Annotated in this window: 18 protein-coding genes and 1 other RNA gene; 10 read left to right on the forward strand and 9 right to left on the reverse strand. The window is 44.2% G+C overall.

Features of this window, described 5'->3' with window-relative positions:
• Window positions 1-2: 2 nt before the first annotated feature.
• Entirely contained in the window at window positions 3-506 is a 504-nt protein-coding gene (locus tag ACYX4N_RS17295; RefSeq protein ID WP_474808547.1) for a 3'-5' exonuclease, read from the reverse strand.
• A 317-nt stretch (window positions 507-823) separates the two neighbouring features.
• Between ACYX4N_RS17295 and ACYX4N_RS17300 the strand changes: the two genes are divergently transcribed.
• Genes ACYX4N_RS17300 through ACYX4N_RS17310 form a run of 3 tightly spaced genes read left to right on the forward strand, consistent with a single transcriptional unit; the run spans window position 824 to window position 5,666 of the window.
• On the forward strand, window positions 824-1,999 hold the full coding sequence (locus ACYX4N_RS17300) for an ABC transporter substrate-binding protein (RefSeq protein ID WP_476054920.1): 1,176 nt from the start codon (window positions 824-826) through the stop codon (window positions 1,997-1,999).
• Window positions 1,999-4,878, forward strand: coding sequence for an ATP-binding protein (locus ACYX4N_RS17305; RefSeq protein WP_476054921.1), 2,880 nt, complete (start codon window positions 1,999-2,001; stop codon window positions 4,876-4,878). The genes ACYX4N_RS17300 and ACYX4N_RS17305 overlap by 1 nt, the downstream gene beginning before the upstream one ends.
• A 23-nt stretch (window positions 4,879-4,901) precedes the next feature.
• Window positions 4,902-5,666: a substrate-binding periplasmic protein gene (locus ACYX4N_RS17310; RefSeq protein ID WP_476054922.1), complete on the forward strand. Its 765-nt coding sequence runs from the start codon at window positions 4,902-4,904 to the stop codon at window positions 5,664-5,666.
• 19 nt (window positions 5,667-5,685) lie between these two features.
• On the opposite strand, the gene ACYX4N_RS17315 is transcribed toward ACYX4N_RS17310, so the two are convergent.
• Window positions 5,686-6,630, reverse strand: coding sequence for a DMT family transporter (locus ACYX4N_RS17315; protein WP_476054923.1), 945 nt, complete (start codon window positions 6,628-6,630; stop codon window positions 5,686-5,688).
• A 369-nt stretch (window positions 6,631-6,999) separates the two neighbouring features.
• Here ACYX4N_RS17315 and ACYX4N_RS17320 point away from each other — a divergent pair, with 369 nt between their 5' ends.
• Window positions 7,000-9,396 (forward strand): TonB-dependent receptor, encoded by a 2,397-nt coding sequence (locus ACYX4N_RS17320; protein WP_476054924.1) that lies wholly within the window; start codon window positions 7,000-7,002, stop codon window positions 9,394-9,396.
• Window positions 9,397-9,536: 140 nt separating this feature from the next.
• On the opposite strand, the gene rnpB is transcribed toward ACYX4N_RS17320, so the two are convergent.
• From rnpB to ACYX4N_RS17345, 5 genes are all read right to left on the reverse strand, one after another.
• An RNA gene (gene rnpB, locus ACYX4N_RS17325) (RNase P RNA component class A) lies at window positions 9,537-9,887 on the reverse strand.
• Between the two features lie 37 nt (window positions 9,888-9,924).
• Window positions 9,925-11,388 (reverse strand): potassium/proton antiporter, encoded by a 1,464-nt coding sequence (locus ACYX4N_RS17330; RefSeq protein ID WP_476054925.1) that lies wholly within the window; start codon window positions 11,386-11,388, stop codon window positions 9,925-9,927.
• A 155-nt stretch (window positions 11,389-11,543) separates the two neighbouring features.
• Window positions 11,544-14,096, reverse strand: a complete 2,553-nt coding sequence (gene secD / locus ACYX4N_RS17335; RefSeq protein ID WP_476054926.1) for a protein translocase subunit SecD — start codon at window positions 14,094-14,096, stop codon at window positions 11,544-11,546.
• 83 nt (window positions 14,097-14,179) lie between these two features.
• A complete protein-coding gene (locus ACYX4N_RS17340; protein ID WP_476054927.1) occupies window positions 14,180-14,494 on the reverse strand; it encodes a hypothetical protein in 315 nt (104 codons plus the stop codon).
• A 230-nt stretch (window positions 14,495-14,724) separates the two neighbouring features.
• Window positions 14,725-15,381 carry an NAD(P)H-dependent oxidoreductase gene (locus ACYX4N_RS17345; RefSeq protein WP_476054929.1) on the reverse strand — a complete coding sequence of 219 codons (657 nt, stop codon included), beginning with the start codon at window positions 15,379-15,381 and terminating at the stop codon, window positions 14,725-14,727.
• Between the two features lie 323 nt (window positions 15,382-15,704).
• Between ACYX4N_RS17345 and ACYX4N_RS17350 the strand changes: the two genes are divergently transcribed.
• The 4 genes from ACYX4N_RS17350 (at window position 15,705) to ACYX4N_RS17365 (ending at window position 20,463) form a co-directional block, all read left to right on the forward strand.
• The gene (locus ACYX4N_RS17350; RefSeq protein WP_476054930.1) at window positions 15,705-17,603 is read left to right on the forward strand and encodes a putative bifunctional diguanylate cyclase/phosphodiesterase; all 1,899 of its coding nucleotides are present in this window, start codon (window positions 15,705-15,707) and stop codon (window positions 17,601-17,603) included.
• A 160-nt stretch (window positions 17,604-17,763) separates the two neighbouring features.
• On the forward strand, window positions 17,764-19,008 hold the full coding sequence (locus tag ACYX4N_RS17355) for an APC family permease (protein ID WP_476054931.1): 1,245 nt from the start codon (window positions 17,764-17,766) through the stop codon (window positions 19,006-19,008).
• A 56-nt stretch (window positions 19,009-19,064) separates the two neighbouring features.
• Window positions 19,065-20,012, forward strand: a complete 948-nt coding sequence (locus tag ACYX4N_RS17360) for a DUF3034 family protein (RefSeq protein WP_476054933.1) — start codon at window positions 19,065-19,067, stop codon at window positions 20,010-20,012.
• Window positions 20,013-20,028: 16 nt separating this feature from the next.
• Window positions 20,029-20,463 carry a group I truncated hemoglobin gene (locus tag ACYX4N_RS17365; RefSeq protein ID WP_476054935.1) on the forward strand — a complete coding sequence of 145 codons (435 nt, stop codon included), beginning with the start codon at window positions 20,029-20,031 and terminating at the stop codon, window positions 20,461-20,463.
• A gap of 73 nt (window positions 20,464-20,536) precedes the next feature.
• On the opposite strand, the gene ACYX4N_RS17370 is transcribed toward ACYX4N_RS17365, so the two are convergent.
• Window positions 20,537-21,265 (reverse strand): YebC/PmpR family DNA-binding transcriptional regulator, encoded by a 729-nt coding sequence (locus ACYX4N_RS17370; protein ID WP_024015752.1) that lies wholly within the window; start codon window positions 21,263-21,265, stop codon window positions 20,537-20,539.
• Between the two features lie 307 nt (window positions 21,266-21,572).
• Window positions 21,573-22,670 (reverse strand): cell division protein ZapE, encoded by a 1,098-nt coding sequence (gene zapE / locus ACYX4N_RS17375; protein ID WP_476054936.1) that lies wholly within the window; start codon window positions 22,668-22,670, stop codon window positions 21,573-21,575.
• A gap of 255 nt (window positions 22,671-22,925) precedes the next feature.
• Here zapE and ACYX4N_RS17380 point away from each other — a divergent pair, with 255 nt between their 5' ends.
• Both ACYX4N_RS17380 and ACYX4N_RS17385 read left to right on the forward strand, forming a co-directional pair.
• Window positions 22,926-23,363, forward strand: a complete 438-nt coding sequence (locus tag ACYX4N_RS17380) for a ZapG family protein (RefSeq protein ID WP_118490195.1) — start codon at window positions 22,926-22,928, stop codon at window positions 23,361-23,363.
• A gap of 88 nt (window positions 23,364-23,451) precedes the next feature.
• The gene (locus tag ACYX4N_RS17385; protein ID WP_474809327.1) at window positions 23,452-24,813 is read left to right on the forward strand and encodes a DegQ family serine endoprotease; all 1,362 of its coding nucleotides are present in this window, start codon (window positions 23,452-23,454) and stop codon (window positions 24,811-24,813) included.
• Window positions 24,814-25,055: the final 242 nt, after the last annotated feature.

The raw sequence follows: 25,055 nt of genomic DNA on the forward strand, positions 1-25,055 counted from the left end.
AATCACTTCTGAGTGAGTGCCATTGTTTTAGCATAGGTTTGCTGAATTATCATTGCATCTGAACTCGCCCGATGACGCTTAACGTCTAGTTCAGCGGAAAGACTATTTTTTACGTCGTGCCAGTTATCCATTTGAGACTCACTCAATATATATTCAAGGGCGCGGCAGGTGAACGACATTTCAATTTGCGCAGCCGAGAACAGCTTTATCAGCCAAGGGTTATCTACCACCCATCCGTCACTGTATACAACTGTATTTCCCAGAAAATTATTAAGCTCAACGCACACCTTATGAGGTTCCTCGCCTCGTGCTTGTAACATTTGTTGAGAGATGCCATGAAGCGATTCTGCTTTTGTATCCCAGTGTACCCAAGAGTCAAATGGCCTTAGTAGCTTGCACCACTTTGCACCATCATAGCGCACAATGCCTATTTCTATGGGGTAACTTGCCGCCCCAAATCCACTTGCTTCCACATCTATAATTGTAGGCAATGTTGTATTTCGCACTTATACTCCAAACTACTGTTCTCCTTAATTTGTGTTAGCAAAAGAGAATATCCTTCTCACTGGCACAGGTATTTTTATTTTTCATCGTGCTCTGCACTCTCACATAGCTGCTCACCTAACAAACATTAAGCTTCACTCCTTGTGTTTAATAGCAGAATCGTGCCACATTGGTTATTCCAAAAAGAAGAGTGAACGCAAACTCATAGAAAGACTGCTTACATAACAAGCAAATTTAGACTAAAGGATAATGCGTAAATAATAAAACGCCCTGCACATTGCTATACACTTTTAAGAGTAGTCAATCAGGTAGCTAATTCATGCGTGTATATCTTCTTCTATCAGCGCTCCTCTGCTTTATATCCTTTAATTCATGCCGAGCTGACAGTACTCAAGAGCCTTTAATTATTGGTATTGATGCAGATCTCTCAGCAGTTGCTGTAGAGGGAGGCGTTGCTATTACCAGAGGCGTAGAGCTAGCCGTTGAGGAAATTAACGCAAATGGGGGGATACTTGGCCGTACACTCAAAGTGATTGCGAAAGATCACCGAGGAAATCCTGCTCGCGGTATTTACAACATTGAACAGTTTGCGCAAATGCCAAACTTGCTAGCCGTCGTTGGTGGGGTACATACTCCCGTGGTGCTTGCGGAAATTGATATTATACATGCTAAAAATGTTCTCATGCTGGTTCCCTGGGCCGCCGGCACGCCCATAGTAGATAATGCTCACTCACCCAATAATGTTTTTCGAATCTCAGTACGTGACGCTGAAGCAGCGTCTGTACTGATAGACTTTGTAAAATCCAGAGAGTTATCTAATGTCGCTTTGATCTTGGAGCGAACAGGATGGGGACGTTCCAACCTTGAGTCTTTAACTAAAGCGGCACAGGAACAAGGGGTGAACATTAGCGCAACCTATTGGATTAATTGGCAACAGAAAGATTTTTCCGAAGATGCTAAGGCGATAAAAGATTCGAAGGCGGACAGTGTCATATTAGTTACCAACGTGCCTGAAGGTGTGGTTGTTGTAGATGCATTGGCTGAACAAGGCCTAAGCTCGCTTCCTGTTTTTTCTCACTGGGGTATAGCGTCAGGTCAGTTCGCTTCTCAACTAGCCACCCCTATCAATCAGTACGACATATCAGTTCTTCAAACGTTTCACTTCCACCATCAGAAAAATAACAAGGCAAAACAACTGTTAGAAGCCTATTATAATAAATATGGGCTTATTGATGCAGCAGCTATTGAAGGAGTCACGGGTTTAGCCCATGCATATGATTTAATTCATTTAATTGCTATCGCTGCCGATAAAGCAAATAGCATACAAGTTAACGAGTTGCGCAACGCTTTAGAATCTCTCAAAGATATTCAAGGCGCTGTTAAATACTATGAAGCTCCATTCACTAAAGAAAGGCATGATGCACTTTGGTCAAAGGACTATTTTATGACGAAGATTAATGATAAAGGCCATTTGGTAACAACGGGCAAGAAATAATGCAGCATGAACCTATGAGGCTGCGTTCTTTATTGCTTTCAAGCATGATCCCAAGGCTAGCGCTACTAATAGCAGTGCTGTCTATTACGCTAGTTGCCCTTTCCTTTCATTTCATTGTTAAGCAAAGTAATGCCCTTCAGCAGCAGTCGGTGGAAGGGCTCGAGCAAGATATTAGCTTCATTGTTAGCGATACAACGCGTCAGTTAGCTGATCTAGCGGCAAACGACATTATTATTAATTCGCTGGTTGATTTACAGCAGCGAGATAATTACCTACCTATGTTTTTTCGCTCTTTAAATCTTACCCAAGCAGAAACTGTAGAATTCGCACTGTTTGATTTTGCAGGTGAGAAAGTTATCGACAAAAACTGGAGTGCTACGCTTCCTGAGTCGTTAAGCAGTGCTTGGCGTCAGCAAACGCTTGGCTCATCAAACACCTTTTCGTCCGTATCTAAATACGGAGTAGTCATCAGCGTCCCCGTTCTGCTCAATGGCGTCTCTGAAGGTGCCCTTGTCATGTACGTCGATAGCCTTCAATCATTACTCGCGCCCTACCCTAGACTGACTAACCAGTTAGTCACAGATTCAAACGGAAACGTACTATTTAGTAGCGAGCCCTCTTTAATAGCGCCAAACTCAAGCTTTTTAGCGTTTAACCAAAGTGGCTATTCTATTAAGCAAACAAGCTGGAAGAACCTTCAGTTATATAGCGTTAAACCAACTATTACTGCATACAGAGAGGTTGCCTGGACAGGCATTGTTTTATTAGCAATGGTTGTGGGGTTCATTTTCATTATATTGCATATGGTGAGTATGACCGGAACCTTGGCCGAGCGAACCCTTTCAACGCTTTATGACGATATTAAAAATCGCCTTAATAGTGACAATAAGACATCTTTAAACAATGAGTCGCAAGTTGAGGCAAAAGAGTTAGCCGACATTCGAGCCGCTTTCGATAAGCTTATTTGGGATTTGACCGAGGTCTCAATGTCTAACGAACAGTTTTCGAATGTATTAGAATCGATGGGCGACATGCTGGTAGTGGTCGATCAGAATCAAGAAATTCTCATTTCAAACAAACGCTTCGACATTTTTTGCGATGACCAATACGGTGAAAAGAGTGCAATATTAAAGCTGATAGTACGGAAGCTAGCGACACAACTAAGCGATGAGCTGACGCACTTTTCAGTGAATTCGGGCAAAGAACGTTATATTCGCTGGACAAAAGCCTCCCTTGCCGATGCAAATGGCAATATTCGTGGTGATATATATGTAGGAAATGACGTTACCGAGCAGCGCGCATTAGAAAGCCACGTAAATGTGCTTACCCATGCCATGGATGAAGCAACTGTTTCAATTATTATTTCTGACGTTAAACGGGTCGGACAGCCAATTATTTATGTAAATAGTGCATTTGAAGAATTAACTGGCTACAAACGAAGTGAAATGATTGGGCACAACTGTCGCTCTATGCAAGGTGATGAAACCAGTAAGCAAACTGTTGAGCAAATTCGTAAAGCCATTGCGACACGTGAGCCTATTGAAACTACACTACTTAACTACAGAAAAGACGGCAGCGCCTTTTATAACCGACTAAATTTAACACCAGTTAAAACCAATGGCGAAGTGACGCATTACATCGGTTTTCAGCAAGATGTTACGCAGCAACGACAAACGGAGCAATACCTTCAAGAAGCGAGAGAGAAAGCCGAAGAGTCTGCTCGACTGAAGTCTAGCTTCTTGGCAAGTATGAGCCACGAAATACGTACGCCTATCCACGGTATATCTGGTGTCTTGCAGCTAATGGCAAACTCTAAACTTACCGAAGAGCAGAAGCATTACCTTTCACTCGCTAAGTTTAGTATTCAAGGCCTTTTACATATCGTAAATGACATTTTGGACTTTTCTAAAATTGAAGCAGGTCAGCTACAGATTGAAGAGAACCCTTTCGACATTTTAGAGTCCCTTGAGAACCTGCAAAGTCAGTACGCCATCATGTGCCAGGAAAAAGGTCTTGAGCTACACTTCCACTTTGATCTACAAGGGTTCCACGTTGTACAAGGTGATGACGTACGTTTCAGGCAAATTTTGTCGAACTTGCTGGGCAACGCCGTCAAGTTTACTGACTCTGGATGCATTGAAGTTACCACTAGCATTAAACAAAACGCAGACGACAGCCTCACACTTTTATGTAGCGTAAAAGACACGGGAATAGGTATTGCGCAAGACAAGCAAAGCACTATTTTTGATGTCTTCACGCAAGAAGACTTATCAACCACCCGCAAGTTCGGCGGAACCGGTCTGGGTTTATCAATTAGCAAACAACTTTGCGAACTTATGGGTGGCAACATTAAACTTGAAAGTGTAAAAGGTCACGGAAGTACGTTCTCTTTTACTATTTCTCTTGAGCCCGCGGATGAAACTTTGCTGGTCCCTGTGCACCACGCCTCTTCGTTGAAACGAGAAAAAGGTAAAAAACGTAAAGTACTTATTGTTGAAGATAACGATATTAATCAAATAATCGTGAAACAGCATCTCAGCAACCATACTACCCTTAGCGCCAAATCTGGTTTAGAAGCACTAGAGGCTCTGAATAAAATGAAGGTGACCTTTGATGTCATCTTGATGGATTGTCAGATGCCGGAAATGGATGGTTTTGAAGCAACTAAGCGCATTAGAAACGGTGAAGCTGGAGAGCGTTACCTCAACGTTCCGATTATCGCCCTGACCGCAAATGCAATGAAAGGTGATAAAGAGCGCTGTGTTGAAGCGGGAATGGACGATTATTTAAGTAAGCCCTTCGATGCTGAAGACCTTATCGATAAAGTCGATCATTGGGCAAGTATTGAAAGAAAGACTAAAGAAAGCGTAGTTCATTAACCTATTATATTAGGACATCTTGAGTGTATGCATTAACAGTATTAACACCTCTTATCCAAATAGTTGTTTCGTTAAGTTTATTGGTTAACGTTTCGTTTTTTTGCGGTGGCGCGACTGCCGATGAAGTATTGAGGTATAATCTTGGAACATCAGGCAGCTCTATCCCGTACGAAAATGCTGTCGACGAAGATAGGGCCGGTATTCTAGTTGAAATTCTCCCCCTTATTATGAATAAAGCAGGTATTAAGACGGAAAAAGTCATGCTGTCTACCAAACGCGCCATGCTTGCATTTAAAACAGGCGATCTTGATTTCGACTTCTTCAGTCCAAGCTGGCTGTCTAAAGATGAGCCCGCAGCCGACTTCACTTTCTCAGATCCCATTATAGACATCACAGAACACTTTATTACTCTGCCTGAAAACCATAGCCGATACCAAACCGTCGCCTCTATCTACGGTGAAACTGTAGGGATGATCTCCGGCTATGTGTATTTTGATTCTGATAAGTTCGTCAGAATGGATTTTCAAGCCGAGAGCAACCTTATCTTAGCCCTAGGTGCAAAAAGGGTAGATGTCATCATAATGGAGGAGGCATCGGCCCGTTACTGGTCTTCAATTCACGAGATGAAAATTGCCTTGGGGCCCATCCATACCGCGGGCAAAATGGCGTTGCGTGTTCACAATCGACATAAAGATAAGCTCCCCTCCATTAACCGCGCAATTGCTGAATTAAAACAAACGGGTAAGATTGATAGAATACTTAACAAGTATTCTGACTTCTCATTATAAGCAGCACGCTATTTCGACATTACGCCGCTGCTTTTCTGCCATAGCGCTTTAAAGCAAAAGGAAATTTAATCGACTGGATTAAAAGGCAAAGACACACTAGCGTCATGCCAACCCACCCCACCGGCTTGAACACTTCACCAATCAGGAAGATAGCGAAAAGTGTCGCAACCAGTGGTTCTATTAGTGTAATAAGCGTAGCTTTACTGGCTTCAGTAGTGCGAAGACCATAACCAAATAATAAATATCCAAAAAACATAGGCACCACGGCCATATAAAGTGACACGCTAGTGTGAATTACGGTATCAAAGAGGTTCTGACCGGTAAACCAAAGTGAGGGCAGTAGGACAATTGCAGCGCAGCCGAACAGCCCGGCCATAGCAGACTTTGAGTTTGCGCCAGTGTCAATGTGTTGTTTTGCAGCCCACGAATATCCCGCATAAGTTAAACCAGCAATTAACCCCAAAATAACGCCGAATACCTGATTACTTTTAGAGGCTGATAGTTCCAATGCCCCCTCTGCTTTGCCCATAGCTAACAGGCCAATTCCCAATGCGCCGAATATAAAGCTTATAAACCATTTTAAAGATACAGGCCTTTTACTTAGAAAATATTCTAAAAGCGCCGCGAATAAAGGTGCGCTAGCGATAGATACTACAGTACCTATGGCTACACCTGACAAGCGCATAGCGCTGTAAAAAGCGAGCGGATAGATTGCTACGCAAGCACTACCAAACAGAAAGGTAAGTGGTTTAGTCAATAGGACTCGGGCATCTTCTACTAGCGATTTTCTAGCACTTAAGCAAAGCAGAACGCCACCTATTCCCATTGCAAATGCACCGATGGCCAATGGGCTGATTTCGGGCGCAAACTGTGCTGCAGTACCTGTTGTCCCCCACAGAAAACTTGCAACAACAATTGCTAGCATACCTTTTAGTAGTTCATTGGCTTTTACTGGCTTTTCCATTGCACCTCTCTCGTATGACTTTCGTTTTCGCTCTTCTGCTTAGGTAAGGGGTTTGCACTTTGAATATCTTTTCACCAGCCGTTTGCTAGAACTAAGATATTTTTATGTAAAAGCTAAACCTCATCTAAGCGGGATCATACCTAGATTACTTACGATGTAATTAGCCTGATAGACACTTATTTTGACCTTTTAGACGCATTTTCAGGTCACAACAACAGTTAACAAAAAAGCAACACGAGAAAATTAAAATCACCCCATAATACTAAAGTAGAAATATTTGTTTCTCCAGATATAGAAAAAGACAACTTTTTTTGCCACATTACATCCTTACCTAATAACAAAATAGAAACAACCACCCTGGATGGACTTATGTTTAAAATAAATAACCCTTCGTTTAGACGAAGCACACTTAGTATTGCAGTAATGGGGCTGCTTAGCTCTGGTGCAATTGCCCAGGACACACAACAAGCGGATGACGATGACTTTGAGCAGATTATAGTAACGGCTACAAAGCGCGCTGAATCCATTGAAGACATTCCTTTTTCAATTAACGCGCAAACCCAGCGAGACTTTGAACGCAGCGGCGCGGGTAACTTAGAAGATGTAGCTAGAAATGTGGCAAGCGTCTCTATTCAAAATTTAGGGCCAGGCCAAAGCCAGGTTTCAATGCGTGGCGTATCGGCAGGGCAAATAGTGCGTGACCAACCTGGCGTTAAAGAGCAGGTTGGCGTCTATCTTGATGAAAGCGTTATTTCACTATCTCTGTTTACCCCAGATCTCGATCTTTTTGATCTTAACCGCATAGAAACTCTACGTGGACCGCAGGGTACACTTTTCGGATCTGGCTCTATTGGCGGGACCCTTCGTTACATTACCAACCAGCCTGAATTAGACACATTTGAAGGTAAGTTTGAAGCTAACCTTAATAGTGTGACAGACGGCGGTGTGGGCGGTCATGTAAAAGGTATGGTGAACGTACCAATCTCAGATACAGTTGCTATGCGCGCGGTGGTCTACCGCACTGATTACGCGGGCTTTATTGATGCGTTAGGTGAAAATGGCGCGTTTAACGAAGACGTTAATGACGGTGACAGAACCGGTGGACGCGTAGCGTTTATTATCGCACCTAACGATAAACTCACCATAACACCGCGACTAATCTACCAAGAACTCGATATGAACGGGTTTAACAGGGAAGAAGTCTATAACGTGTTTGCAAACCCTTACACTACGACACGCCCTGCTATTCAATTGGGTGAGCGCGAACAGTACTTACTGCTTGAGGAAGGGTTTACTGACGAAACCTTGATAGCTGATGTAACCGCTGAATATCAAGCTGATGTTGCCGACTTTACCTTTGTTTATAGCTATACCGACCGAGATATACTGGTGAGCCGTGATGCCAGCGCACTCTCCGGTTCGGTGAGTATCGACTTAGGTTTCCCGGATGAAGCCGTATTATTACCGTCGAACTTATTAGACAGAACGGAAGTAGAGCAAGATACCTTTGAGCTTCGCGCCGCGTCTAATGGCGATGGCGCACTAGACTGGTTAGTTGGCGCTTTCTACTCTTCAACTGAACGCGTTTACGACCAATCACTCCCTACCCCCGGTTATGATGCGTTTACAGATGCTACGTTAGGTGAAGGCACGTCAGCAGCGGTTGCCAATGGCTTTGAAGCTGATTCGCCATACAACGCCTACTTGCCTTACGACTTAAAGCAACTTGCTGTGTTTGGTGAAGTGAACTATCAAGTTAACGATGACTTCAAGATGACCGTGGGCTCTCGCTTTTACGATTATGAAGAAGAGCGTCAATTTATTTCCGGCGGCTTATTTGCCAATGGCGACAACCAAACTGATTCCACAGAATCAGACGGCTTCACATCACGCGTAATTGGTCAGTATAGCGTGAACGAAAACGTGAATTTAAATGCCCAAGTATCGCAAGGCTTTAGGCTTGGTGGTGTAAATGACCCGCTGAATAGAAGCTTGTGTACCGACCAAGACGAAGCCATCTTTGGTTCGTTCCAAGACTATGACGATGAAAAGCTCACTAACTATGAGATAGGCATGAAGTCGTCAGGACGGGGCTGGACGGCGAACGTTTCAGCTTTCTATAACGACATTGAAGATCTTCAGGTTACATTGGATGCCGGTTCTTGCTCGTCACGTGTGTCATTTAACGTACCTGAAGCGCATACTCAAGGTATTGAATTTGAACTTACACGTCAGTTTACCGATCAGCTATTTTTCTCATTGACCGGTAGCATCATCGAAGCTGAGTTCGATTCAACCGTTGTTGATGGTGATGGTGCGGTGCTAGGTGGCGTTGAAGATGGCAACCGTTTGGCATCAGTACCAGAAGAAAGCTTCGCTATCGCATTTACCTATGATTTAGCGCAACCTTTATTCTCGTCAAACAGCACCTACCTCCAAGGCTCTTACCAGTATGTTGGTGACCGTATTACACAACCTAGTGACCAAGTTGCAGGTGCAGGTATATTCACTTCAGGGCTTGCCTTTGGTGGTGCCACCGGCACTGAAACAACCGAGTTAGATTTGTTGCTAGACGACTACGGCACAATGAACATGAGCTTTGGTCTTACCTACGATGACTACGAAATCTTGCTATACGCCAACAACCTGTTTGATGAAAACGCACAGCTTTCGTTTGATAGAGAACGTGGTGGACGTGCTCGACTTGGATTTACGGTAAACCAACCTCGCACAGTAGGCGCAACTTTCCGTTACTTCTTCCAGTAACGCGCGATAAATGTCTCTGCCTGAGGGTTTACTTTCAGGTAGAGGCCTCACCTGCTAAAGGTATAGCCTTCATCAAATGTAGGAAAAGTATCGTCTAAAAGCGGCACAATAAACATGCTTTGAGAAGCTATCTAAGAAAAGAGTGGAGTTGGCCGTAAGCCGGGTTCTGTCGTGGGCAACCATTCCTCTAGATCAGCAATCGCTCACTGATTCAAGCAACCTACCCGATCCCCATGCGGGCCACACGTTGAGGGATCCTATTTGGTCTTGCTCCGGGTGGAGTTTACCTTGCCACACTCTGTTACCAGAGGTGCGGTGCGCTCTTACCGCACCCTTTCAGCCTTACCGGCATGTAAACATGCTTAGGCGGTCTTCTCTCTGCTGCACTTGTCGTCGGCTCACGCCGCCCAGACGTTATCTGGCACCCTGCCCTTTGGAGCCCGGACTTTCCTCCCCTTTCTTACGAAAGCGGCGATTGCCTGGCCAACTCCGCGGCGCATTCTACATGAAGTGCCCTACAATAGCACCCTATTCCTGCTCGTTGTAAAAGCATTGCTCAACAGCATTTTTATCGAGCAGTTTTGTGATAATAAAAATCTGATCACCTGTTTCTATTTTAGTGCTTCCTTTGGGTATAAGAGTTTGTTCACCACGGGCAATCATGGCCACTACAGTATTGTCAGGAAGCGATAATTCACTGATAGTTTTATCTAGCGCCGGTGATAACTTAGAAACTTCTATTTCTATAAGCTCTCGTTTACTTTTGGCAACTTTCACAATTTCCAGCGTGCTCGATTCCTTTACTTGGTCTTCTAATACTAAGCCTAACTTGCGCGCCGCGTAGGGCAAGGTTGAGCCCTGTAGCAGGGCTGAAATCAGCACAATAAAGAACACCACATTGAAAATTAGCTCTGCGTAAGGCATACCGAATATCAGCGGAAAAATAGCCAAGATAATTGGCACCGAACCGCGCAATCCTACCCATGATATGAGTAATGATGCTTTGAACGAGAATTTTGAGAGCAACAAAATAGGCATAACCACCAGCGGACGGGCAATAAAAATAAGCACAAACGCAATGAGTAAGCCTTCCTTCCAGTTTACGAAAAGCTCAGTGGGTGTAACGAGCAAGCCGAGAATAACAAACATGGCAATTTGCCCCAACCAAGCCAGCCCGTCGAGAAACACAAAGGTATTACGCTGATAAGCAAAGCGGCTATTACCTACGATAACGCCCGTAATGAAAGTGGCGAGGAAGCCGCTGCCGTTTAAATTCGCAGCAAGACCAAAAGACAGTACGCCAAATAACATCACAAATACCGGGTACAAGCCGATGGCCATTAAGGTGACGCGTCTGAAAAGCCACACTGCGATCCCGCCAATGGTAAGGCCCACTATCGCTCCCACCCCCATTTGACTGGCAAATAGGGAAAGTAAGTCCATTGGCTTAGTAGTGCTGTCTTGAATAAGTGTAATAAGACCAATAGTGAGGAATATGGCCATAGGATCGTTCGACGCACTTTCCAGCTCCAGCGTCGACTTTATCTTAGCGGGAATGCGTATTCCTGCATTGCGCAAAACCGAAAATACCGCAGCAGCATCGGTTGACCCCACAATAGCGCCAAGCAATAAACCTTTATAGAGCGGTAAATCAAGGATAATCATGGCCGCCACACCGGTAAGCACCGCTGTACCCACAACGCCAAAGGTAGCAAGTAAAGCGGCGGGCTTCCACGCTTGAATTATAGACTTTTTAGATGTTTGAAGACCGCCATCAAATAGAATAAGGATAAGCGCGAATGTACCTATAGCATGGGCGGCATCGGCATTATCAAAGAAAATTCGGCCAATCCCATCTTCACCCGCAAGCATACCTACACCGAGGAATAGCACCAAAACAGGTACACCAAAGCGCGGAGAAAGCTTACTGGCCAGCACACCTAAAATGGCCAGCACTGCGCTAAGTAAAATAATGTGATCAACTGCAAACATTATACGTTCCTTATTGCCACTGATGCGTGCTTAGGAAAAGCTTGAAGCACGTATCGAGGGTTCCTGTTAATACTGCTACCTTACCGCGTTTTTGTGCCAAAGTATTGAGGTACAAAAACGCGGCAGGGGTAATAAAGTTAAGGAACTCTTGTCGCCTAAGGGATGTGCGACAACGAAGCCTTAATTTCTTCCGCAGTGGGCTTTAACTGTGCTTTCCCCTGTTTCTCTCTTCTACTCCCGAACAAATACAATAATGTAGAGGTGATAAACAAGGTTGAAGACGTGCCAATTACGACAGCGAAAACCATAGGCACTGCAAAACTTTCTACTGCGTCACCACCAAATAAAGCCATTGGCAACAGGGCCAGCAGCGTAGTGACGGACGTAAATACCGTGCGACTTAATGTGCTGTTCACAGCTTCATTGATAGTACTTGCTAAAGGTTTGGTTGGGTCTAAACGCAATAGTTCACGGATGCGATCAAGTACCACCACTTTATCGTTAATTGAATAACCAATAAGCGCTAATAACGCTGCTACTGCGGTTAAGTTAAACTCGATACCGGTTAACGCGAAAAAGCCTATGGTTTTGGTTAAATCCAGTAACACGGTAAGCAGTGCTGCAGTAGCGAAATGCGCTTCAAAACGCGCCCACAAGTACACCAACATGCCGCCACCAGCGATAAGTAGCGCAAGAATTGATAGCTCTGCGAAGCCTCCGCTGACTTTCGGTCCAACCATATCAATCTTATCAAAACTTACCTGCTCGTCAGCCTGTGAAATCGCACGTTTTAGGGCATCAGTCTGCTTTGCATTACTATTTTCAAGCTCGCCACCGCTATCTAGAACAGGAGCTCGCAACAAATAGTGATGCTCACTGCCGTATTCTTGAATTGCTATCTGATCAAAGCCATTACTTTCAATGACATTGCGCAGCTCGTCGGTAGAAAGGCTTGGTGCGGTCAACTCAATCATGGTGCCGCCGGTAAAATCGACACCATAATGTAAACCTGGTTTGGCAAATAAACCAATTGAGAGCACTGTTAGCACTACCGAAATAGCTAATGCAACTTTACGTTTAGCCAGAAAATTGATACCGCTTAGCTTATCACTCAACCGCAGTAGCGGCGACGAGAAGCGCATGGGCGTGCGATTTTTTTTCAACTTAACCGCTTTTAACATCAACATTTTAGTTAAGGCAACCGCAGTAAATACTGAAGATACAAGCCCAAGGGCAATGGTGATGGCAAACCCTTTGATAGGCCCACTACCAAACATAAACAACAAGCTTACCGCTATGAGCGTAGTGAAGTTTGAATCTACTATTGTCGCGAAAGCTTTTTCAAAGCCCACTTCTATTGCACTGGCTGACGGACGGCCTTTTTTACTTTCCTCACGAATACGTTCATTAATCAAAATGTTCGCATCTACCGCCATGCCCATCGTCAGAATCAAGCCTGCAATGCCCGGTAGAGTCAGTGTTGCGCCAAATAAGGTTAACGCGCCAAACACCAATGCCATGTTTATACACAGAGCAAAGCTTGCAATAGCCCCCCACCTGCCGTAAATCGCTACCATAAATGCTAAAACTAGCAACGCACCTGCTATGCCACTTTCTACACCGGTTTGAATAGCGTCGCTACCTAAATCAGGCCCAACCGTACGCTCTTCTATAATATTAAGGGGCACAGGTAACGCACCAGTGCGAAGCATTAATGCGGTATTACCAGCCTCTGGCAGCGTAAAGTTACCGGTAATTTCTCCACGACCGCCTGGGATCACGCTGTTAATAACCGGGGCGGTCACCACTTTATCGTCAAGAACAATAGCAAGCACGCGGCCAATGTTGTCACGGGTCATAGTTGCAAACTGCTTTGCACCTGCGCTGTCTAATCGAAACGTCACTACCGGCTGACCGGTTTCGCTACTTAAAACACCGGCCGCGTCAGTGATATGTTCGCCTTCTAGCGCCACTTTTTGTTCTAAGCGATAGGAATTACCCGCTGCATCTTGCTTGCTCATTACCTGTTCAGACTGGCTGTTTGCCGCCCAGTGAAAGGTCATTTGTGCTGTAGTACCCAGTAGCTTTTTAACCTGGGTTGGGTCAGACATACCCGGCATCTGCACTAAAATCGCATCTTTACCCTGTAAGGTAACACTGGGCTCAGTAAGCCCCGTTTCGTTTAAACGCTTCCTTACAACCTCAACACTTCGGCTTAATGTGTCTTTAATCAATTGCTCTGAATAGAGCTCGTTAAGTGTAAGAGTGACAGTGTTTTGCTTTACTGCAACATCAAGTGCACTTGCTCCGTTCGGTTGAGCTGAAATTTGATAGGCAACATCCTTAACTTTTCTAGCATCGCCTGCGTTGCGCAAAGTAAATACAACGCTTCCAGTACTATCTTCACTACTCGCCTTTGAAGAAAGCGAGTGAGATGTTCTGGTATAGCGTACGTTTTGGGTACGTAATTCGCTAAGTACATCGCTGGAAAAACTGCTTAGTTGTTTCTCAAACAAGGCGCCGGTGTCTGCGGCTAAGAGTAGATGCGATCCGCCCTGTAAATCTAAGCCTAGAGATAGTGTTGATGTGGTGTACCACGAAGGTAACTGCTGTTTAACTGATTGTGGCAATATGTTGGGCGCAGCGCTCAGTAAACCGAGCATAACGATGAGCACATACACAAAGCCACGAAATGAAAATCGTGCCATTTTAAATCCTGAATAATTAAGTTTTAAAACGCTTGAACGAGAAGCAAAGAAGCTTTGCTTTCACGTTAGCGCGTGTAAAAGAGTTAACTCAGGATGGAAGGTGGACCTCGAGGGCTCGCTTTTACCCACGTTTTATCAGTAAAGAAAGGGCCTGCTGATGGCACCTTGGTGGATGACACGTTGTAAAAAGCAAAGTTTAGCGATGCCGATATTAAACCTGGCGGCTCTGCGTCGGTAAGCTTTTCGCCTTTATCATCGGTTAGTTTGGTTGTGCTAAACCTAAGAGAGTAGCTTTGTGTACTGTGAACAAACTTGGCCAGCGGAGATTGCGATGTAACTTCAGCATTACTCGCTACATCAGATGTCTGAAAACCCGTGCTAACAATTAGATACGACAATACCCACGCCACGAGAAACGGCGTAAACGAAGAAGGGTAAAAGCGTTTTATAAAAGCGTGCACGATATTTAGGCTGGTTTTATTAACAATACGATTTCAGACAAGCCAGTGAGATGGGGGCAAACAGAATATTTTCAACGCCAGATTGCACCAGTATTGCAAATAAAAGAGCGCCGTTAAAGACGCTCTTTTACATTTTATACTTAAAACAGCTGGCTGTTCTATAAGGATTAAACTACTGCAATTACGTCATCTTTTGGCAAGCGGGCCTTAGGTAAGCCATGGTTCCAGTCTTGCTCAGTGTCAGGGTAACCCATAGCCAGTGCCACTTCACAAATATGACCATCTAGCTCGTCAGCGAACAGTTCACCTAACATATCAGGGTCAACCCCTTCCATCGGTGTAGACGCAATGCCTAAACGAGCCAACGCATGCATTACATTGCCGAGCGCAAGATAAACCTGCGCTTTAGTCCACGCTGCGTTGTTACCGTTTTCATCGGTGTTCGCTTCAGCGAAGGCATAAGCCCCCATAAAGTTTTCACGCATATCTTCAGGTAAATGACCAGAAGCGACTTCTGCATCTACACGCTTAACGAATTTTTCTTTGGTGAATTTCGGGTCGTAGGCAAATAAAATAGTATGCGATGCTTCTTTAGCGTGATGTTGGTTAAACTGATGCTTATTTTCAAAGCTATCGTGCAAACGCTGTTTCGCTTCGTCACTTTCTACTACAACAAACTTCCAAGGCTGAGAGTTGATAGAAGACGCTGATAGACGCAAAGCTTCAAGAATGGTAGCAAGGTCGTCCGCTGAGATGCGTTTGTTTGCATCGTACTTCTTAACCGTATAACGCTTGTTTAAATCTTCAATAATTGGATGAGACACAACTAACTCCTCAGAACATTAAAAGGGGGAAAACTCAAAAGTTGTGTGTATGGTATAGATCCAGCTTTTCAATGATAAGCCCGATAAAAAATGAATCAGTTTCAAAATATTTTTGAAACTGAACTGGCATTGTAAAAATTCGTTCAAGGTTTATACAGCTAAGCTAAGTGGTCGTTGTAATTCCAGCGCAATTAGGTAGCGCACTTTGTTTCATTTTGAATTGCTTAGTTTTGTGGTCTATTATTTTGATAATTGTAATTTTTCGCCAGTTAGATTCTTAGAAGCCTAAAAGCCGATATTCTTACCATGGATCCTAGGTAACCTTGACAACCACTTCATCATCTCAACAAACCACTGCGGGACATCAAGAAATGAGGGCAGTACGCCAAAGTAGGCGTTACACACTGTGCTATGTTCTGACCACCATTGGCGTTATTTTTTTATGTGCATTAGGCGGATTCAGTTTATACGATGGGTCTGTACTGTTAGGTAGTATCCTCCTTGCCAACGCGGCAGTTGGGTTATTTAACCTTTACCTATTAAAGCGCAGCAATAATGTTGAACGCGCAGCTATTGTTTTAAGCGGCATTTTATTTACTCTATCAATGACCCTGCTGATTACGGGGGGTAAGGATAATACGGGTTTACTTTGGGTTTACCCCATTGCTGCAATTAATCTTTTTATCAACCGCTTTTGGCCTGCAGTCGCTGTATTTACTCTCTTCACTGTGACTAGCACTTTACTGTTATTTACACCATTATCTGCGTTGCTAGTAACTAGTTACACACTTGTTGAATCTATTCGTTTTATCCTTACTACACTGGCTCTTAATACAATATGTCTCGCGGCGTTGAAGTCTGAAGAACAATCGTACCAAACCATCATGCAGCTTCACGATGACGATATTCGTCAGATGGCCTATTACGACACATTAACAGGTCTACCTAATCGCTGGAGTTTTAAAACAAATTTAAATCGAATGCTAAGCCGGGCTAAAAAAGACAAACAGCGTATAGGGTTGTTATACATAGACCTCGATAATTTTAAGCAAGTAAATGATCAATATGGTCATGAAGCGGGAGATCGCTTGTTACTCAAATTTAGTGAACGCCTTTGGGAAGCGATTCGCTCAACAGATCGAGTATTCAAAAGTAGTTCAGAAAGTCTAGCTAGGCTCGCTGGGGATGAGTTTGTAGTATTATTGCCTAACATCAAAGAACCTATAGATGCGGCAACCGTCGCCTCACGTATTTTAGAGGTGTTTAATGGGGGCTTTGAAGTTGATGGTATAAAGCATATGACCTATGCGAGCATAGGAATTGCTGTTTACCCAGACGATGCTACTGAACCTTCAGACCTGATTAACCACGCTGATGCTGCCATGTATAACGCAAAGCACAGTGGTAAGAATTGCTTCAGATTTTTTACACAAGATATTGCAGATAGCTTACGAGATCGCCAACAAATAGAGCAGGGTCTTAAGCGCGCGTTAAGTGAAGAACAATTTTCTTTAGCATTTATGCCAATATACGACTGCCAAAATAGCTCGATAGTTGCTGTTGAAGCCTTGCTTAGGTGCCATACGCCAGACCTCAAAGGAATAGGCCCAGATCGCTTCATCCCTGTCGCGGAAGCAACTGGGCTTATAAAAGATATCGACCTTTGGGTCATCAATAATGCGTTAAGGGCACTCGTTCACCTGCAGTCGGAACATAGCTTTAACGGAAAAATCTGTATCAATATTTCTGGTGTAGAGTTACATAACGAACTTTTCCCTTCCCAAGTTAAAGCCTTACTGGAAACCTACAAAGTATCGCCCGAATACATTGAGCTTGAAGTAACAGAAACCGCTTTTGTTGCAGGAGATACCGCCTGTATAGCAACGCTAGAAGCGTTAGAAGCACTAGGAGTATCACTAGCGTTAGATGATTTTGGAACCGGGTACACTGCGTTTAGCCAATTGATCAATTACCCTGCTGACTGCTTGAAAATAGACCGTTCATTTGTGAATGATTTATTCTCTGAGCGAGAAGCCAGACAAAAAATGGTTATGATCATACAGAATTTAGCCAAGTTGTATGGGCTACGTGTAATCGCTGAAGGCGTTGAGACTGAAGAACAACTCAAATATCTAAAAGACAGTGGCTGTGATTGGGCACAAGGTTATTACTTGTCTAAACCGCTTAACTGGAACGATTTGACAAAAACGCTGACCGCATAGGTAAACGTTTGCATTAATACAATTAGCTCAGTCAAAAATTTCACCAAATATCTGTTTCCATGAGAAAAGAGATACGTCGATGGACTAACACTATCACATTTTTCAGCTTCGATTCCTACTCGGCGCAGCCTTCCATCTTTTAAACGGGGTTCAATATTTAATGACACAAAACACTCACACCATGCTTTCAAAAACCACAGGGTTGTGGGGCGCATTGGTAATCGGGCTAGGCTCAATTTTAGGCACGGGCGCTTATGTCAGTGTTGGCCTAAGCTCAACCTTCGCTGGACATTTTTTAGTACTCGCCATAGCTATAGCCGCATTAACAGCACTGTGCAACGGGCTATCATCTGCGCAGCTTGCCGCTGCACACCCTGTAAGCGGAGGGACATATGAATATGGCTATCGCTACCTTAACCCGATTAGTGGAAAACTAGCAGGCGGGCTTTTTGTGGTAGCGAAAAGCGCATCGGCAGCCACCGCTGCGCTTGCTGTCACAGTGTTTACTTTACACGTTTTCGAACATGTTATGCCCTCTACAGTAAATCTAAACACTGTTTTTGTAAGTGCACTGTCAATTGGGCTGTTACTACTTTTTACCTTTCTTGTGCTAAATGGTGTTAGACGTACCAACTGGCTCAATACTTTACTTGTCCTTATTAGTGTCGCAGGGCTGCTAACCTTCATTATCGCTGCATTGTCTTTAGATCTTCGCACCGCATCACATCAGGTCACTGGAAACGATAATACGGTACATGAGCACCTAGAGGTCTCTTGGCTATCTGTTTCTCACGCCGCGGCCTTAATGTTTGTCGCATTCACAGGATATGGACGCATTGCCACCATGGGAGAAGAGATTATTGCTCCTAGACGCAATATCCCCCGAGCTGTGGTTATTACCCTGACCATCATCAGCCTGCTTTATGTTCTACTAGGGCTAGCCATTCTGCGCATCGACACTGGGCAACTTGTCAGTAATAACTACAACATCGCTTATTTATTACCTGATAGTATTTGGCAGAAAATTGTACTCTTCGGAGGCATCACTGCCATGTGTGGGGTCATCTTAAATCTACTATTAGGAGTGTCGCGGGTAATCTTAGCCATGGGTAGACGAGGTGATTTACCCAACACGTTTGGCAAACTAAGTAACGACAATCAATCTGCGCCCGCTGCAACCTGGGCTACTTTTGCCGTTATTTCTGTAATCGTTGCCTTGGGAGGTATTCAATTTGCGTGGACATTAAGTGCACTTACGGTACTTCTGTACTACGGCATTACAAACCTTGCTGCGCTTAACGTTGAGAAAAGTAAGCGTTTTATTCCCCGGTGGGTATCGGTAATCGGACTATTAAGCTGCTTTAGTTTAGTAGTCTTATCAATAATTTCACAATTATTTGTCTAGCCGCTATGCTTTGGACTAATGGAAAAAATCACACAAAATAAAATTAGGACTTTGTTATGAAAAGGCTTTTGCTGCTACCGCTATTCTTTACTTCATCGTTCGCGTTAGCAGACAGCGGCTCTCGCTTAATCGCCTCGGGCGGAATTACCGGCTTTGAAGGCACCGCAGGTGGCGGCATAACCCCTTGGGCATTTATTAGCGGATACACGAGTAAAGAAGAAGTCAGCTACTCTGCCAATGTGCAATACTTAAGCCTTAACGATTACTCTCTCACTACCGCTGGTGCAGGCATAAGCCTTTTTGACCGAGTGGAAATTAGCGTACAGCGTCAGCGTCTAGATATTTCAGCCGGGTTAACCAGCAATGTTTTTGCGCTACTGACTGAAGGCGCGGTGACCAATGCCAACAGTACAACTATCGAGCAAGATATTGTGGGGGCAAAAGTTAAATTGTTCGGTGATGGCGTTTTTACCCAAAACTCATGGGCCCCACAAATCGCTTTAGGCGCCCAGTACAAGAAAAATAGAGATGTTGATAGTTCGCTTTCATTACCAGATGGCACCGTTCCACTTCCTGAAATAGGAGTACCTTTACTGTTAGGTGCGAAGGACGACAGCGGTACTGACATCTACCTTTCGGCGACTAAATTATGGCTAGGCATACCGTCAGGCTATAATTTACTCACTAATTTAACCGCTAGGTACACCAAGGCAAATGTGTTTGGTCTATTGGGTTTCGGAACTGAAGGTAACGACAGTGAAAAAGTTGAGTGGGAAGGCTCCGTTGCAGTATTAATCAGCCCCACCACGGCAATTGGCACTGAGTTTCGAACGCAAACGAATCGGTTAGGTGGGCTAGCCGAAGAGGACACGGTTATTGATGCTTTTATTGCTTACTTTCCAAATAAGTCTATTTCAATTACCGCTGCCTATGTAGATTTAGGTAACTTACCGCTGCAAGAGAGCTCAAGTGGCTTCTACCTAACGGTAAATGGCAATTTTTAATGGGGAGATACCACCTATGAAGGTGTTAAAATGTATTCCTATTGCAGCACTAGCGCTACTAAACATTTTACTTTGTGGTTGTGCAAGTACTGAAAAGCAAAGTCTGTATGATGAAATTGGCGGCCATAAAACGCTGAACACTGTCTTTGGTGTGGCTATCACCCGTATTTACACTGACCCTGTAATTGGTCACTACTTTAAAGGGGTGCCAAAAAAGCATCTACGCGACCAACTCGTTTTGCAAACCTGTGAGCTTATTGGCGGGCCTTGCGAGTACGATGGTAAATCAATGCTAGAGTCTCACAAAGGTCTCAACATCAAAGAACGTGAATTCTATATTTTGGTAGAGTATGTTCAAGGCGCTATGCGCGATGTAGGCCTTACCTATCAACAGGAAAATCGTATTTTGAAAAAGTTAGCGCCGATAAAGTACGAAACGGTTTATCTTTAAACGCCGTTAAACGTTTGAGCACATAAAAAAACCTCGCATTGGCGAGGTTTTTTGTTCATGGGGTTTGCGCTTTTTAGTTACTGCTCGGCGTAATCGCGTTGTGGTAAACGTCTTGTACGTCGTCACAGTCATTAAGCATGTCCATGAATTTTTCAAACATCGGCATATCTTCTTCGCTGATCTCAGTTTCAGTCTGAGGCATCCAGCTCATCTCATCGGCAATGAACGTGATATCTGGATAAGCTTCTGTTAGCGCTGTTTTTACTTGATAGAATTCAGTATGCGGCGCATAAACCGTCACTTTGCCGTCTTCAACTTCAACATCAGTTACGTCTACGTCTGCTTCCATTAGCACTTCTAAAATGGCGTCTTCGTCGTCACCTTCAAACTGGAATACCGCTTGGTGATCGAACATGTGCGATACCGCACCCTGCGCACCTAGCTTGGCATTAGTTTTAGTGAAGCAGTTACGAACTTCAGTAATAGTGCGGTTTGCATTGTCAGACAAGCAGTCAACAATAACCATACAGTTACCCGGGCCAAAGCCTTCGTAACGCATAGGCTGAAAGTCTTCACCAGCACCACCAGCAGCTTTATCAATCGCCTTTTCGATAACATGGCTTGGTACTTGGTCTTTCTTCGCTTTTTCCATCAGGCGGCGAAGTGAAAGGTTAGTGTCTGGATCGGCACCACCATTTTTTGCGCACACGTAAATTTCTTTACCGTACTTAGAATAAACCTTAGTTTTTGCGCCGGCAGTTTTTGCCATGGCGGCTTTACGAACTTCGAATGCTCTTCCCATCTTAAAATTCTCTTTCTCGCAATTAGAAATGCTGCGTTGGGTTTTATCGGGGTACTATTTGCCTGAACCTTTTATCAGGCTGCGCCGCTTTGTCTTATTTGGAGTTAATGCGAAACGAGGCATTGCAAAAATTGCTAGGTGCAACCTTTCCCAAACTAAACGCTGACTTGGCGACACAGAAAAATTGTGCGAAATTCTACCTTAATTTCTCTCTAATACCAATGTGAATCCCCTCGGAAAGGATGTAAGCACAGTGCTCTCACGTTCACATTAGGCGTAAATGTACTCTGACCCCACACACTTTGGCTTACGGTAGATGTTCGGTTGCCAGATAATCGTGTGACTGCATTTCCTTTAAGCGGCTAAGGCAGCGTCTGAACTCGAAGTTAAGTAGCCCTTCGGTATAAAGGCTTTCCAGCGCAACTTCTGCCGAAATGATGAGTTTCACGTTACGCTCATAGAACTCGTCTACCATAGCAATAAAGCGGCGCGCCACATCGTCGTTATGCTGGCCCATTTCCATAACATTGGCTAAAAGCACCGAGTGATAACAGCGGCTTAACTCAATGTAATCGCTCTGGCTACGGGGCCCGCCACACAAAGCTTTAAAATCTATCATCAATACACCGTCAGCGTTTCTAAGCGTTGGTATTTTGCGATTATTCACCTCAATTTCTTCGCTTTTGGTGCCTTCTTCTGGCGCTAATTGAGAAAAGTAGCTATGTAAGTTTTCTGTGGCTTCCTCATCAAGTGGATAGTGATAAATTTCGGCTTGCTCTAACGTTCTTAGACGATAATCGATACCGCTATCAACATTTACCACGCGGGTATTCTGATTTAGTAAGTCGATGGCTGGTAAGAATCGCGCACGCTGCAATCCGTTTTTATACAAATCGTCAGGCACTATGTTAGAGGTTGCCACCAGCACAATACCGTGACCAAATAACTCTTCCATTAACGTGCCTAAAATCATGGCATCAGTAATATCGGATACGAAAAACTCGTCAAAACAGATAACTCGTGCTTCTTTTGCCAGCTTTGCCGCCACCAACTTCAAAGGATCTTGTTCGCTTTTAAGCTGCTTAAGTTCGTCGTGCACGCGATACATAAAGCGGTGAAAATGCACGCGCATTTTCTTTTCAAAAGGCAAGCAATCGTAGAAGGTATCTACTAAATAGGTTTTACCTCGCCCTACCCCACCATAAAAGTAAATGCCTTGAATACCTGGCTTGGCATGACCTTTACCAAATGCTGATTTTAACTTTACCCGCCAAGTCATTTTCTTTTTGGGCTCGGTCAGTTCATCGTACAAACGCTGAAGTTCTTTAACTGCATTTTCTTGTGCCTCGTCATAATGAAAATCAGACGACTGAAGATCTAGCTGATATTTTTCCCATGGCGTCATCGCCGAAACCACTCCGTACAAAAGTCAATAGCGGCGCTTGCTGCACCGACCTGCTTGAATTTCTCAATTATGACCTTAATTTTAATGGAAATCACGGTAGAATCTCACATTGAAATTCGACATACACTGAATAAATGAAACTATGTATGCGCTTTTCGGGTTTGACCTTGCTATATTCAGCATATGGTCGAAAGCAGCTTTTAGACCGTAGAAAGAAAGGTCGGCTGCACGATGTAGATTTATTCGGAGAATATAATGGAATTGTTAGTATCTCTTGCTTTGTTAGTTGTTGGTTTAATTATTGGCTTTTTCGCTGGTCGCTTTCTTCAACAAAAGCAAGGCGCAGGTAATGCTGCACAAACTGAGAAGCAAGTTAAAGAGATCCTCGCACAACAGGCGCAGCATCATATACATCAAACTCGTCAAAGCTTAGAAAGCATTGAGAGTCAGTGTGAAACGCTAAAACAACAGATAGAAGAATACGAAATGCTGCTTGAACAAGGCAGCGATGAAGAAGACAGCAAAGTTCCTTTTTATGGGGAGCAAGCTACCACCTATTTACGCAATAATTTGAAAGGGACTGACAAGTCTAAAGTAAATCGTGTTTCTGATACTCAACCAAAAGACTTTGCGAATACAGGGTCTGGGTTGTTCGTCGGCGGTTCTGAGCAGAATAACGCAGAAAAACAGTAACATCGGGAACTTTATTCCAGCGTCAGACTCTTTTAGTGAAACCATGCTATGTCGCATATAACATGAAGGAGTGTAAGCGAACATGAAAATGTCTTTCCGCCATTGTCTATTGGCGTCTGCCGTTGTTGTAAGTTCACTGGGCTTTACTGCTAGTACGCAGGCGGCGTTACCGTTCTTTTCTGATTCAAAAGACGAAGTGCCGTCTTTAGCCCCTATGCTCGAAGAAGCGACACCTGCGGTAGTCAGTATCGCAGTGGAAGGTACGCAAACTTCTACACAGCGCGTACCAGAAATGTTTCGCTACTTCTTTGGTGCACCGCAAGAGCAAGTTCAAGAACGTCCTTTCCGTGGTCTTGGTTCTGGTGTCATCATTGATGCTGACAAAGGTTACGTAGTTACCAACAATCATGTTGTCGATAACGCGGACGAAATCACCGTTAAATTAACAGACGGACGCGAGTTCAAAGCGAAAAAGTTGGGCTCTGATGAGCAAAGTGATATCGCTTTGCTTAAAATTGAGCCGGATGATTTGAAAGCGTTGCCGCTTGCCGATTCTGACGTACTACGGGTTGGTGATTTTGTAGTCGCTATTGGCAATCCTTTCGGTCTCTCTCAAACGGTAACCTCAGGCATTGTAAGTGCTTTAGGCCGTTCAGGCTTAAACATAGGCGGTTACGAAGACTTCATTCAAACTGACGCAGCAATTAACCGGGGTAACTCAGGCGGCGCATTAGTTAACCTTCACGGTGAGTTGGTTGGTATCAATACCGCTATTTTTGGCCCTAATGGCGGCAACGTGGGTATTGGTTTTGCTATACCTGCCAATATGATGAAAAGCCTTGTTGATCAAATTGCTGAATATGGTGAAGTACGCCGTGGTCTTCTGGGTATTCTAGGTAGTGATATTGATGCGGGCCTTGCTGAAGCTATGAATGCCGAAGTTAATATTGGTGCGTTCGTAAGCGAAGTACAGCCTGACTCGGCTGCAGAGAAAGGCGGTCTTCAAGCAGGTGATATTATTACGGCGATTAACGGTCGCAAACTTCACAGCTTCCAAGAACTGCGTGCAAAAATTGCGAGTATGGGGGCTGGCGCAGAGGTTGAGCTAACCGTTATGCGTAAAGGCAAGAAAATGAACGTAGACGTTGTATTAGACGATGCTACTGATACCACGGTGACTGCGGCTCAGATTCACCCAGCCCTAGAAGGCGCCACACTGTCTAATGGCACAGACGATGCTGGCAATGCTGGTGTAGTCGTATCTGAGATTGAGCGTGGTGCACCTGCCGCGCGTATCGGCCTTCAATCTGAAGATGTGATCATTGGCGTTAACCGCGTTCGCACATCAACGGTTGCGGAGTTCAGAAACGCGCTAGACGAAGCCAAAGGCGTTATCGCACTTAATGTAAAACGCGGTAACTCTACCCTTTACTTGGTTATCAGACAGTAGAGCTCAGTTCTCAAAACTATTTATTCCTAAGCAGGAATACATGTTGAACGGCGCTTTTAAAGCGCCGTTTTTTATTGAGCTAAACTATCCCCTTAGCCCTATCCACATTAGCTTACTTTCTAAGCATCTTTTCTGTCGTATTGAGTTACACAAAATTTGCGCTTCATTACGGTAGTTTAGTGAATAAAGTGATATCCTTTACATTAATAACGATAAATTCAGATTGTTGCGCTTTTAATTTG

The sequence above is a fragment of the Alteromonas sp. ABH4_452 genome (genome assembly GCF_056311825.1).